Consider the following 11,944-nt stretch of genomic DNA (forward strand, 5'->3'; position numbering starts at 1 on the left):
ACTCATTTGGCACTATACTGCCAAATGAGTATGCTATTTATGCAAAAAGGTTTTTTCGAGATAAATAGTGAATAGGTGGGTATGGAAGGTGAAAGTATTGAAAAATGAAGGAAAACATGAAATAAACAATAAACGCAGGGAGGTAAAACGTTTTTGGCATGATTATTGCTCTATATCATGGCAAGAAAATATATCAGGAGGAAACAGATGAACAAATTCAGAATCAGTCTTATTGCAGTACCAATATTAATATTTGCAATAATAATCGGGTCAAGTATAGTGAACGCAGAGGCGACAGCAACCTTTGTAATGGACGTATACCTGTTCATAGCAAAGTATTTCGGAGCCATAATCCAGGTGACGTGCTTTATATTCCTGGCGGGAGTGATCTATGTGGCGTTCTCAAAGGTTGGGAACATCAAGTTCGGCGGAAAGGATGCCAAGCCTGAGCTTTCAACCTGGGCATACTTCACCATAGCCCTCTGTGCGGGAATAGGAACGGGAATCATGTTCTGGGGACCGATCGAGCCCCTTTACTTTGCCATGGCGCCTCCGCAGGGAGTTACAATGGCAGCGGGAAGCCCAGAAGCAATACAGTTCGCAATGAACAAGTCCTTCATGCACTGGGCATTCACTCCATATGCCCTTTACGCACTGTGCGGACTTTCGGTGGCCTATGCAGTATACAACATGAAGATGCCAAACACAGTATCAAGCGGTATGACACTTCTTTACGGAGAGAAGTTCACAAGATCGAAATACAAGGATGTAGTTGATGCAATAGCTCTAACGGCAATATGTTCGGGACTTGCAGGAGGTCTCGGAAACGGACTTATCCAGCTTGGCGCCGGAATCGAGATGATCTCGGGAATTCCATCGGGACCGGTAGTATGGATATCACTGGCGGTATCAATCACTGTAATATACACGATATCAAGCGTATCGGGTCTTCAGAAGGGAATCAAGTTCCTTTCGGACAAGAACGCATGGATATTCATAGCATTCCTGACGATTACAATAGTGGCAGGACCTACGAAATACATAATTGACCTTACGGCACAAAGCTTCGGCCACTACCTTGACAATATCATTTCATCGTCGATATTCACATCTCCGGGAAACACCGACATGTGGCCTGAATGGTGGGATACCTTCTATCTGGCGGACTGGCTTTCCTTTGCACCCCTTGTAGGACTATTCCTTGCGAGGATAAGCTACGGAAGGACAATAAGGGAATTCATAATGATAAACCTCATTGCACCTGCGATGTTTGCAGTGGTATGGTTTGGAGCATTCGGAGGATTTGTGCTGGACCTTCAGTTCGCCGGCAAATTCGACATGTTCAACTACATGATGACTGCGGGATTTGACGGAGTTATGCTGAAAGTTGCCGAGTTCCTTCCTCTTGGAAACATCATCCAGCCGATCATAATAGTTACGATAATGCTTTCATATGTGACAATGGCTGACTCAATGACATCTTCAATATCAATCATGTCTCTTAAAGACACAAACGTCAAGGAAGCGCCCATAGCAATAAAGATATTCTGGGGATCCTTGATGGGAGCACTGGCGGTGATCTTCGTTACAGTCGGCGGAATAGACGGAGTAAAGACTCTGTTGGCAATCTCGGGACTTCCCGTAATGATAGTCATGGTGTTCATGTTCGCCGGAGTAATGAAGAGACTTGTGGTAGACAAGAACTATTCGGTTGATGAGCTCAAGCCGGGAAAGGAAATCGGACTCAAGAAGGAAGCTGTTTGAGACATAAATATCATGTCAATAGTAGCTTTGAAGTAGTAAATATGAAGTATTTCCCGGGAAATAAAGATACTAAATAATGGCTTCGCATTATGAGGCCGAAGAATAATAAAAAATGAAAGAGGCATAATATGGAATGTTCAAAAGTTTTTCAGTTAAAAAAATATCCAAATGACATCAGGGAAGTGACCCTTGGAAGCAATATAACCCTCAACGAGATTGTGGCAGTGGCAAGATATGGAGCCAAGGTGCATTTTTCAAAGGAGTATGTTGACAGGGTAAACAGGTATAGAGGATTTGTTGAAGCCTTTGCTGAAAACAATGAAAGGGTATACGGCATTACAACAGGTCTTGGAGACAATGTAAAGATAACCATAGACAGGGAAAAAAGAAAGGATATAAACAGGAATCATTTGAGGGCCCATGCCACCTCTGTGGGAGAACCTGCAACAAGGGAATCCGTAAGAGCCATGATGATAGTGATGCTTTCACATATGGGAAACGGTCATGCTGCAGTAAGCCTCAATACTTTGACTCAGCTGAAGGACATGCTGAACAATGGAATAACTCCATTTGTTCCAAAGAACGGATCCGTAGGGTATCTAACCCTTGAATCTCATATAGCCCTGGTTATGCTTGGTGAGGGAAGAGCATATGTTGACAGTGTTCTTGTTGATGGTGACGAGGCACTCAAGCTAAAGGGAATGAAGTCAATTGAAGCCGACATCAAGGAGGGACTGTCCCTTGTGTCGGGAACAACTTCCGTTACGGCTTTTGGAGCACTGGCTCTCTATGATGCGATACAGCTGGCTAAGACGGCAGACATATCGGCAGCAATGTCCCTTGAAGTGCTGAAGGGAACCATGATGGCTTTTGACGAGAGAATCATGAAGGCAAGACCTCATGTGGACCAGTACAATACGGCTTCAAATGTAAGATCAATTCTTGAAGGAAGCGAAATAGTGAAGAAATACGAGGGGTACAGGGTTCAGGATGCCCTTTCCCTCCGATGCATACCTCAGCTCCACGGGGCTGCGAAGAAGCTCATAAACGATGCCAAAACAACCATGGACATAGAACTGAATTCATCCGTGGACAATCCTCTCATATTCGAGGAGGAAGGCAGGGGAATATCCCTTATGGGGTGCAATGCAGACGGTTCATATGTGGGAATGTCCATGGACAGTATTAACATCGCAGCTGCAAATCTTGGGAAGATGGCAGAGAGAAGGACTCACAGGATGGTCAACAGCCACGTCAGCGAGCTCCCGCCATTCCTCATAGAGGACCCGGGATTCAACAACGGTTTCATGATGGCACAGTATACTTCTGCCGGTCTTGTGGGACAGATGAGGCTCAAGTCGCATCCTGCAACCATAGACAACAACATTACCTGTGCAAACCAGGAGGACTATCTGTCAATGGGATACAATGCTTCACTGCAGGCTTACGAGAATATGGCTCACCTCAAGTATATACTGGCAATAGAAATATTCCACAGTGTACAGGCGGGAGACTTCTACGAGGAAAGCTCCTCCAAAGGCATCGAAAGGATCAGAAGCCTTGTGAGAAAGGAAGTGCCCTTCATTACTGAGGACTGCAACATGAATCCGTATATCGAATATATCAGCAGCCTCATTGAAGACGGGACCATAGTGAGAACCCTTGAAGATGAGACGGGAGAGATGTTGTTCTAGTTTGGAAAAATTTGTGAATAATTGCATATAGTCGGATATAGAAATTATCTTGCAGGAGTAAGGACAGCCAATGGTTGTCTTTACTTTTGTGTTTTTGACACTCAAATCATTTGATGATAGAATAGACAAAATATGCTGATTGTACACTGTCCGCTTTGCGTCCAATGCGATGCAATCGTTGTGTACTGGATGGCTTGGAAATTGTATAGGATGGTGGTCCCATGAATATAGCGGATATAATTTTGGAGCTTGATGATGAACTGAATATTTTGTCCCTTGAATATGAAGGGAAGGCTGCTGAGTTTTTTAAACCTTCTTTTGATATGTACACAGGAATGAATATTCTGGATATTCTTGTCATGGATACGGAGCGTTTGGCCGGTACCGTAGACTGGAGGGACAAGACGTTTTCTTACAGGATGATGGACTGCGGAAAGGAGAAATCATTCCTGTTCTTGAAGCAGATTGACAAAAGGATGACGATGCTTGAAAAGTCCCTGGATGAAATGGATTGCGGAATTCAAATATATGACAAGGATGCAAGGATTGTCTATATTAATAAGGACAGCAGAAGAATATCAGGACTTGAAAATGAAGATGTGGAAGGGAAATACATTGCCGAAGTGTTTGATCTGGATGTACAGGACTACAGTACTACGCTGACCGTTCTTGATACGAAAAAGCCTGTAATGCACAGATGCGACACCTTCAGGGTGAATGGCAAGATTCTTACCACTACAAATTCAGCAGCGCCAATAATCATTGACGGTGAAGTTGAAGGAGTGGTCCTTAAGGAATGGGATAGGTCTGCTGTAAAGAAAAGCTATGAATATATGGAAAAGGTCCAGCAGGGAATAATGGATTTCATAAGCTGCAATACGGAGATCGCGAGGGAAAACAAGATATATTTTGACAATATAGTAGGTGAAAGCAGGAAGCTGAAAGATGCACTGAACCTTGCGAAAAGAGTGTCCGTACAGGACTGCAACGTATTGATCTACGGTGAGACGGGAACAGGGAAGGAGCTCTTTGCTCAGAGCATACACAACGAAAGCAGGAGGAAGGGAAAGAAATTCGTTCCCCTGAACTGTGCTGCTATTCCTGAAAACCTCATTGAGGGTATTCTCTTCGGTACTGAAAAGGGAGCCTTCACAGGAAGCGAAAACAAGACGGGCCTGTTTTACCAGGCGGATGGCGGAACCATCTTCCTTGACGAGTTGAATTCCATGAGTCTTAATATGCAGTCGAAGCTATTAAGGGTCATTCAGGATGGAAAGTTCAGGCCTGTAGGAAGCCAGGAGCTTATTGAGACGGATGTCAGGATTATTTCATCCTGCAACGAGGAGCCTTTTTCCAGCAGTATCAGGAAGGACCTTCTCTACAGGTTGTCTACTATAATAGTTGAAGTACCTCCTCTCAGGGATAGAAAAAGTGACATTGAAAGTCTTGTAATGTATTTTTCGGACAAGCTGTCGCCAAGATACAACAACAGGATAGAAACGATAGATTCAGAAGTCATTGATTATTTGAAGAAGTACCATTGGCCAGGAAATGTAAGGGAGCTTGAACATATAGTGGAATATGCCCTCAATGTAATGGATGATGGAGAATTCAGGATAGATCATATTCCAAAACATGTTATGACGGGTCAGGTTGAAGAAGAAAAGAAATCCATTGGATTTTTCGAGGATTCCATCTACGACAGCGAACTGTCATATATGGTGGAAAAGTTCGAGGATATGGTAATAAGAAAGGTTCTTGAACGGAACGACAACAATATAACTGTGGCGGCCAAGTCCCTTGGAATAAAGAGGCAGAGCCTGCAGTACAGAATAAGGAAGTATGGAATAATATTATGATAAAGAAGCTGCAACTGGTCAAAATCCTGCTAAAAATCAGGCTGAAGTTCAAGATGAACATATACAACTACAGAAAGCACAGGAGAAGCTCCTTGAATTACAGGGTGTCCAGCAGGATAGTCGGTTTATTTTCAATCTTTAGTCAGCTTCCGCCAGGCATCAAATCGAAAAAGATAAGAATAAACGGCATAGAAGGCGAGTGGATTTACAGAGATGAAATAGACAGAAGTAAAGTCATTGTCTACTTTCATGGAGGCGGCTATACCCACGGCACAGAGAAGAAATACAGGCTGATTATTGGTGAAATGGTTAAGGAGACAGGAATAAACACATTCATGTTCGATTACAGGCTTGCTCCTGAACATCCGTATCCTGCAGCCTTTGAGGATGCAGTCAAGGCGTATGACTTCCTTGTCAAGGAAGGAGTACAGGGAAGGGATATGATATTTATGGGAGATTCCGCCGGCGGCGGGCTGGCACTTGCCTTGTCCCTGTATCTTAAGGATAAGGGCAGGGAGCTTCCTGGAAAGATACTTGCCATGTCGCCATGGACTGACCTCGCAGGCACAGGAGAATCCATCAGGAAAAATGAAAAGACCGAGCTTTTCGTCCCCGAAAAATTGTTGAATGAATACAGCAGGGGTTACGTCGGAAGAGATAATCCGAGAAATCCCTACATATCCCCTCTCTACGGAAACCTGGAGGGACTGCCCGACACATACATAAATGTCGGGAGTCACGAGACCCTCCTTGACGATTCAACAAGGATGCATGAGAAACTTATTGAAAGCGGAGTGAATTCCACCCTGTCAATCGGTGAAGGGCTCTTTCACTGTTATCCGTTGTGGGCGTTGGCTTTGGAGGAGTCACTGGAGGAATTCAGGAGGATGCAAAGGTTCATACTTGAATTGGAACACTATTTTCCTTGACATGACTAAATGCACAAAACACCTTGAAGCGTTGGTGTTTAGCTACCGGTAAAACAATCCCTTATATTTTAAAAAGGAGGATTGTTGATACCTTATACATGAAAAACCCTTCTGAGTTTCTCCCTCATATCCTCCGGCAGCACATTGTAAAGCCCCGTCATTATGACTGCAAAGAGTTGCAGGCTTATGAACACCACAAGGGACCAGGATATCTTCAATGTTCCGTCATTGTTTATTGAAAGCACAGTTTCTATTATGATTGACAGTATGCTGACTCCCACTGCAGTATAGACTGGGATGAAGATGAAATGGTTCTTGTGTTTTCCTTTCTTGTACAAGTGAACAGTTATCATGAATATTGCAATTGCTGAAATTGTAATGGGAAACGCATAGGTCAGAGACCATTCGATTTCCCCGTCTATATAGTCAAGCAGGAATGATTGTAGAAGTATGGTTGCACCGAATATGCCGGTTCCTATCCTCAGATGGGGTATATATCCCATGATGATGAATAGATAGATCAGTCCAGCCATTACACAGACCACCACTCCCGTCATATAGTCGGATATTGATGACCGGATAAGACCGATAGTCAAGAGTGTTACGATTGAAATTATGCTCAAGAGAAAGACTGTTATGAATATCTTGTTCCTGAGTGTTTCCAGAGTCTTGACATACATGTTCCTGGCTTCGGGGAATTTGTTTGTTTCCGTATCCTCATGCATTCCATATATGTCCGGAATTGGGAAATTACACAGCGGGCATTCCCTGACGTTGTTGTCAACCTCAACTCCGCATTTTGGACAATAAGCCATCTATTTTCCCTCCTTTTCATTACTCGGTTTTAGCTTGGTATTCGTTTCAATTTTCACGTGCAGGTTCATTTTCCTCAGCTTCCTGAAAAACAGCTTTTCGATTTCCCTGTTTGGAGTTAGACTTCCGAAAGAAATGCATGTCTTGTTGTTGTAGCTGAGCATTGTTATCTTGATTAGATTTCCTACGCTTGGAGGTGGATAGATATCCATCTGGTCCACATGCTTCCTTATTTCTTCGGGCATCTTGATTACTCCGAGATTGGAAAGGCTGCTGGTGTAGTTTGTCTCTCCGAACCTGCTGTAGATGAAGGGTATGGCGAGATTTTTTATTGGAAGCGGAAGAAGCCTGACCTTCCATTTCTTTTCGTTTGCAACGTTTCTGCTTATGAATTTCTGTATGTATTTGGTATTCAGGCGCATGCCGAAATAATGTTCAATATATTTGAGTATCTCATCAAAGCTGTAGTCTCCGAGGCTTGTGTCTATTGATGGAGTAAGGCTGACGAAGAAGTTCTTCAGCGTCTTGGATGGAAAAAGTGTTCTAAGATTTACCGGCATGTTCATTGTCACAGGCAGATTTCTTCTGTTGGTTTCCGAACCTGTTGTTTTCAGGAAATCAAGAAAGGTCTCGAAGTATACTGCCAGAAGAAATTTTGTCACCGAGGTATTGTACGATTTTGCCAGCTTGTAAAGGTCATCGGCGGGAACGATTCCCGTAATGATGAAGTATTCTCCCTTTGCATTGAGGTTGAAGGGGAGATGATAAGCCTTGCTTGGCTTCCTTGGCTCCCTGACCTTGTCATTATAGTATTTGTGGAATGCATCTTCGTAAACTTCTTCGGTATCGGTATATTCGCTGAACATGTCGAGGTCTGTTGATTCATCAAGGTTTCCTGTCAGGTGCAGGTAGTTCAGCAAAAGTGACTGCATGAAAACTACAGCCCCATATCCGTCTGTGAGGCTGTGTGAAACTTCAAAGCTTATTCTTTTCCTGTAGTATATTACCCTGAAGGGAAGTATGTCCTTTTTCCTGAAGTCAAGATACATGCAGGGATAGTATGTTTCCTTCTGAACCTTTGGAACTGTGGTTACCTCTTCGAAATAGTACCAGAACAATCCTTTTCTCAGTCTTACCTGAAAATGCCTGAACTTGGGAAGGGTTATTTCCAGTGTCCTTTGGAGAATCTCCGGATCCACGTCCATGTTAAGTGTTGCCGACAGTCGCAGAACCGTAGAAACTCTCGGTGAAACTATTGAAGGGTAAAGTTTCCCTGCGTTGTCCAGTCTGTGCCATTGTCTTTCATTAGTTTTGGTTTTCATATCTTTATTATAACCTAATGGAAGGATGAACTGCAATTAGATTAATTCAAGGGCGACCTTCACTATCATCATTCTAGGAATTATTACAGGCTTGCCGGTTATTTCCTGGACAGCCTCTTTCATTTTTTCTGAATACCCCATGCAATCCATGAAAATGATTGAAATGTCATCTGAACAGAGCTTTTCTGCTTCTTTTTTTATATCATGAAGTCCTCTATAGGGAGATGCAAAAACAGGCTTGATATCGAGTCCAAGAGAATTCCATACATTTTTTATTTTTTCTTCCTGCTCCTTTTCGGGCACGTAAACTCCAATTTTTTTCTTGAATCCTATGTTTTTAATGATATTGTGAAGTATTTTTTGAGGAGGCAATACAGGGACATTTGAAGTGAATTCAGGAATGCTTCCAGTACACATCATGAGTATGATACTGCATCCTTTGGCATTCAGGTCGTCAACGCAGTTCTGGAGCAGACCGTGAATTTTCTCTTCTGCAATTTCGACTTGGGAACCATCCCTCATTCTGCTGACCAGAAACTGATCGGAAATGCCAGGCGACAGGTTTTCCTTTATGTATTCGAAACTGTAGTTGTCCAGTGCGCCAGCTTCGATTATGTCAATGTCTGAAGGAATAATCTCCCTGACATCTTCCATGATGTCCGTTCTTGGCGACTGGCCTATTGTAATGAAACCGATTGTCTTTTTCATAATGTATCGTCCTTTCCTGAAATTTTCGAGCTTTCCTTGATAATTTCTTCTTCAAATATTATACTTATTAGAAACAGTGTCACAAGGAGTAGTCATGAACTTCAGTAGATTTTTGGAATTAAAAAATGTCAATTCTCTCATCCAACCTTATGACAAGCTGGATCTTGGAGAGGTTAGATGTTCAATAGTAACTGCACCAGGCAATCATCATTGGATTAGAAGTGATGATTTCGTCATCATAATATCCGAACTTGTGAAGGAATACGATATAAACAATATATTGAAATCGCTCATAGACAAGAACATTTCCGGATGCTGCATAGTTTCGGACACCAGGATAGCGGAAATAGACATCAATCTGTGCCGTTCGTTTAAATTGCCGTTGTTTTCCTTTGACAATATGAGGAATATAACCAGACTCCTGAGCATATTGACGGAAGATGGAAATGTTGAAGAATATATACATGACCAGCTTAAGTACAATATCATATGTGCCATGAATGGTCCATATTTCAATGAATATAATTTAACCAAGCTCGTTGGATTGTTTTTTTGCAGAGAGGTTTACCTTCTATCGTCAGACTTTACCATGCTGAGTAAAGCGAATGAACATATGGTATCAAAGGAGGAAATACCTCTGATGAAATGGTCTGATGAGCTTTCATCCTGGAACAAGACGGCATCATATTCGCTTGAACCGGTCAGTCTTTATCATGAAAGCATCTCCTATCTCTGTTTTCCATTAAAGTCTGAAACAAATATTCTCGGCTACCTATGCATACAGGAGAACCATGACTTGTGGGAAAGGCTTGACATAATACGCATAGGTGAAATATTGTCGTATTTTATCATAAGCCTTGTGCATTATTCGAAATCGAAGGTTTTCAGGCGAAAGTCCTTTGAGGAGTTTTTACAGAGTGCCCTTTACGGATTTATCAGCGATGCGTCGGATTTGAAGAAAGAAGCATCAAACTTCAATTTCGATTATTATTTAAACCGCTATGTATGGATCATCAGGGTTGAGCCTTTGGAAAACACAAAGGATGTCGAAAGTTCTCATATCATGAACCAGATATTGCAGTATGCCTGTAATGTATCGGAAAAGATATTCTACAAGAATATTTTCCTGACTGAAAGTACACAGGTAATATCGATTCAGGTAAAGGATGATGTACCTGACGATGTGGAATGGCCCAAATACCTGAAGATTCTTGAATCTCTTGAAATAAGATTTCCTGAATACAGATTTTACATAGGTTTCAGCAGGGCGTATCCAACTCTTTACCAGCTGAAGAATGCATATGAGGATGCTGTTTTCAGCGTTACTGTAGGGAAACAGATTTTTGAAAATAATAAGAACATATTCAACTACAATGATTTGTTGATATTTCATTTGCTGTTTAATCAGATGGACAACCCCATAGTAATAAGGCTGTATACAAATACGGTCAAGTTGATAGAAGATTATGACATACAGAAAAATGATGTTCTTTTGAAGACCTTGAACACGTTGATAGACAACAATTTCAACTATAAGGTTACGGCAGACAGACTTTATATTCACAGGAATACCCTTTACCAGAGGTTGAACAAGATTGAGTCCATTATCAGAATGCCCATCGGAAAGGCTGAAACAAGGTTGATGCTTCAGCTTGGGGTAAAATATGGATACCTGGTCAACAACATTGGAAAAGGGAACAAAGCGTGATTATCTGGAAAATCTGATTTTTCCGTCTATTATTGTCATTATATTCCTGGTCATGCTTTTTAGCGGGTCTCCGTCAAAAATGGCAAGGTCTGCATCCTTTCCCGGTTCAAGACTGCCTATGCGTCCATCCAGACCAAATGTACGGGAAGGGTTAATTGTTACAGATCTGAGGGCATGCTCGTATGACATGCCTTCTTTTACGTAGAGACATGCAGAAGTCAGGAGCATGTTTATTACAGTATCCGGATGGTTGGTTGAAATACTTGTGATTACTGAATTCTCAGATAGGATTTTCGCTGTATCGAGTCGTCTGTTCTGCAGTTCAATGCTTGAATTGTCGGTGAAACAGGTACCCAGTATAACCGGGATATTGTTTGAAGCTATCTCTTCTATTGCCATGTAGCTTTCTGCAGCGCCGTCAAGTATGATATCTATATTGAATTCTTTCTTGAGTTCGATTGCACTCAGTATGTCCTGTATCCGATCCGCCTTGATTTTAAGAGGTAATTTCCTTTCCAGTACCGGAATCAGGCTTTCGTATTTTCTTGAATAATTGTCAAGGTTGATTTCACCCTTAGCCTTTTTGTTGCAATATGATGTGGCATTGTACAGGTTTTCCCTCAGAACGTTGATTATACCCATCCTTGACAGAGGAGTCTCCTGTTTGTTTATATTCCATTTCTTGGGGCTGTCTCCCAAGCTGCAGCGTATGTCTATGGAATCAGACAGCAAGGCTTCCCTGATTGATGATGAAGTCTTCAAGGCGCAGCTTTGGCTTCCTATGACGCTTGAATTTCCTGAATTTACAATGACACTTGTAACACCTGAAGCAATTGCTTTCTCGAAGTATTCGTCGGTGGGATTTATACCATGGAGGGTCTTAAGTTCCGGTATTGCCGCCTCATATTTTTCATTCATGTCATTTCCTGGAACTCCTGAAGCGGATTCTATAAGTCCAATTGAAGTGCTGGCATCTATCAGTCCGGGCAAGACTATGTTTTGATGAAGGTCAACGGTCTTTGCTTCTCCTGATGAAATGTTTGAATCTATAGCTTTTATCTTTCCTCCATCTATAAGTATATCTCCATAAATTACTTTATTATTATTTAAAGTGAATATCTTTCCGTTCTTTAGTAAAAGCATTTTT

The 11,944-nt window shown here is 42.1% G+C and carries 9 protein-coding genes; 5 read left to right on the forward strand and 4 right to left on the reverse strand.

Annotation, left to right across the window (positions count from 1 at the left end; translation table 11 throughout):
* The first annotated feature begins 207 nt into the window (after positions 1-207).
* The 4 genes from BUB05_RS01905 (at position 208) to BUB05_RS01920 (ending at position 6,246) form a co-directional block, all read left to right on the forward strand.
* On the forward strand, positions 208-1,764 hold the full coding sequence (locus BUB05_RS01905) for a BCCT family transporter (protein WP_073046307.1): 1,557 nt from the start codon (positions 208-210) through the stop codon (positions 1,762-1,764).
* A gap of 128 nt (positions 1,765-1,892) precedes the next feature.
* Entirely contained in the window at positions 1,893-3,458 is a 1,566-nt protein-coding gene (locus tag BUB05_RS01910; RefSeq protein WP_073046310.1) for an HAL/PAL/TAL family ammonia-lyase, read from the forward strand.
* A 221-nt stretch (positions 3,459-3,679) separates the two neighbouring features.
* Positions 3,680-5,317 carry a sigma-54 interaction domain-containing protein gene (locus BUB05_RS01915; protein ID WP_073046314.1) on the forward strand — a complete coding sequence of 546 codons (1,638 nt, stop codon included), beginning with the start codon at positions 3,680-3,682 and terminating at the stop codon, positions 5,315-5,317.
* Positions 5,314-6,246 carry an alpha/beta hydrolase gene (locus tag BUB05_RS01920; protein WP_094762640.1) on the forward strand — a complete coding sequence of 311 codons (933 nt, stop codon included), beginning with the start codon at positions 5,314-5,316 and terminating at the stop codon, positions 6,244-6,246. The genes BUB05_RS01915 and BUB05_RS01920 overlap by 4 nt, the downstream gene beginning before the upstream one ends.
* A 92-nt stretch (positions 6,247-6,338) precedes the next feature.
* Here the strand turns inward: BUB05_RS01920 and BUB05_RS01925 are convergent, their stop codons facing one another.
* The 3 genes from BUB05_RS01925 to BUB05_RS01935 are packed head-to-tail and all read right to left on the reverse strand — an operon-like array spanning position 6,339 to position 9,089.
* A complete protein-coding gene (locus BUB05_RS01925; RefSeq protein WP_073046317.1) occupies positions 6,339-7,061 on the reverse strand; it encodes a DUF6320 domain-containing protein in 723 nt (240 codons plus the stop codon).
* Positions 7,062-8,381 (reverse strand): hypothetical protein, encoded by a 1,320-nt coding sequence (locus BUB05_RS01930; RefSeq protein ID WP_073046319.1) that lies wholly within the window; start codon positions 8,379-8,381, stop codon positions 7,062-7,064.
* A 36-nt stretch (positions 8,382-8,417) separates the two neighbouring features.
* The gene (locus tag BUB05_RS01935; protein ID WP_073046322.1) at positions 8,418-9,089 is read right to left on the reverse strand and encodes an AroM family protein; all 672 of its coding nucleotides are present in this window, start codon (positions 9,087-9,089) and stop codon (positions 8,418-8,420) included.
* Between the two features lie 94 nt (positions 9,090-9,183).
* On the opposite strand from BUB05_RS01935, the gene BUB05_RS01940 reads away from it, so the two are divergent.
* On the forward strand, positions 9,184-10,797 hold the full coding sequence (locus BUB05_RS01940) for a PucR family transcriptional regulator (RefSeq protein WP_073046325.1): 1,614 nt from the start codon (positions 9,184-9,186) through the stop codon (positions 10,795-10,797).
* Here BUB05_RS01940 and BUB05_RS01945 read toward each other — a convergent pair whose 3' ends face one another.
* On the reverse strand, positions 10,798-11,940 hold the full coding sequence (locus BUB05_RS01945; protein ID WP_073046327.1) for an amidohydrolase family protein: 1,143 nt from the start codon (positions 11,938-11,940) through the stop codon (positions 10,798-10,800).
* Between the last annotated feature and the right edge of the window lie 4 nt (positions 11,941-11,944).

This window comes from Dethiosulfatibacter aminovorans DSM 17477 (assembly GCF_900142005.1).
GTDB lineage: Bacteria > Bacillota > Clostridia > Tissierellales > Dethiosulfatibacteraceae > Dethiosulfatibacter > Dethiosulfatibacter aminovorans.

What these genes read in the sequence shown, in the direction of transcription:
- BUB05_RS01905 (WP_073046307.1), top strand. Translation starts at nt 208, where the DNA reads ATGAACAAATTCAGAATCAGTCTTATTGCAGTACCAATATTAATATTT.
- BUB05_RS01910 (WP_073046310.1), top strand. Translation starts at nt 1,893, where the DNA reads ATGGAATGTTCAAAAGTTTTTCAGTTAAAAAAATATCCAAATGACATC.
- BUB05_RS01915 (WP_073046314.1), top strand. Translation starts at nt 3,680, where the DNA reads ATGAATATAGCGGATATAATTTTGGAGCTTGATGATGAACTGAATATT.
- BUB05_RS01920 (WP_094762640.1), top strand. Translation starts at nt 5,314, where the DNA reads ATGATAAAGAAGCTGCAACTGGTCAAAATCCTGCTAAAAATCAGGCTG.
- BUB05_RS01925 (WP_073046317.1), bottom strand. Translation starts at nt 7,061, where the DNA reads ATGGCTTATTGTCCAAAATGCGGAGTTGAGGTTGACAACAACGTCAGG.
- BUB05_RS01930 (WP_073046319.1), bottom strand. Translation starts at nt 8,381, where the DNA reads ATGAAAACCAAAACTAATGAAAGACAATGGCACAGACTGGACAACGCA.
- BUB05_RS01935 (WP_073046322.1), bottom strand. Translation starts at nt 9,089, where the DNA reads ATGAAAAAGACAATCGGTTTCATTACAATAGGCCAGTCGCCAAGAACG.
- BUB05_RS01940 (WP_073046325.1), top strand. Translation starts at nt 9,184, where the DNA reads ATGAACTTCAGTAGATTTTTGGAATTAAAAAATGTCAATTCTCTCATC.
- BUB05_RS01945 (WP_073046327.1), bottom strand. Translation starts at nt 11,940, where the DNA reads ATGCTTTTACTAAAGAACGGAAAGATATTCACTTTAAATAATAATAAA.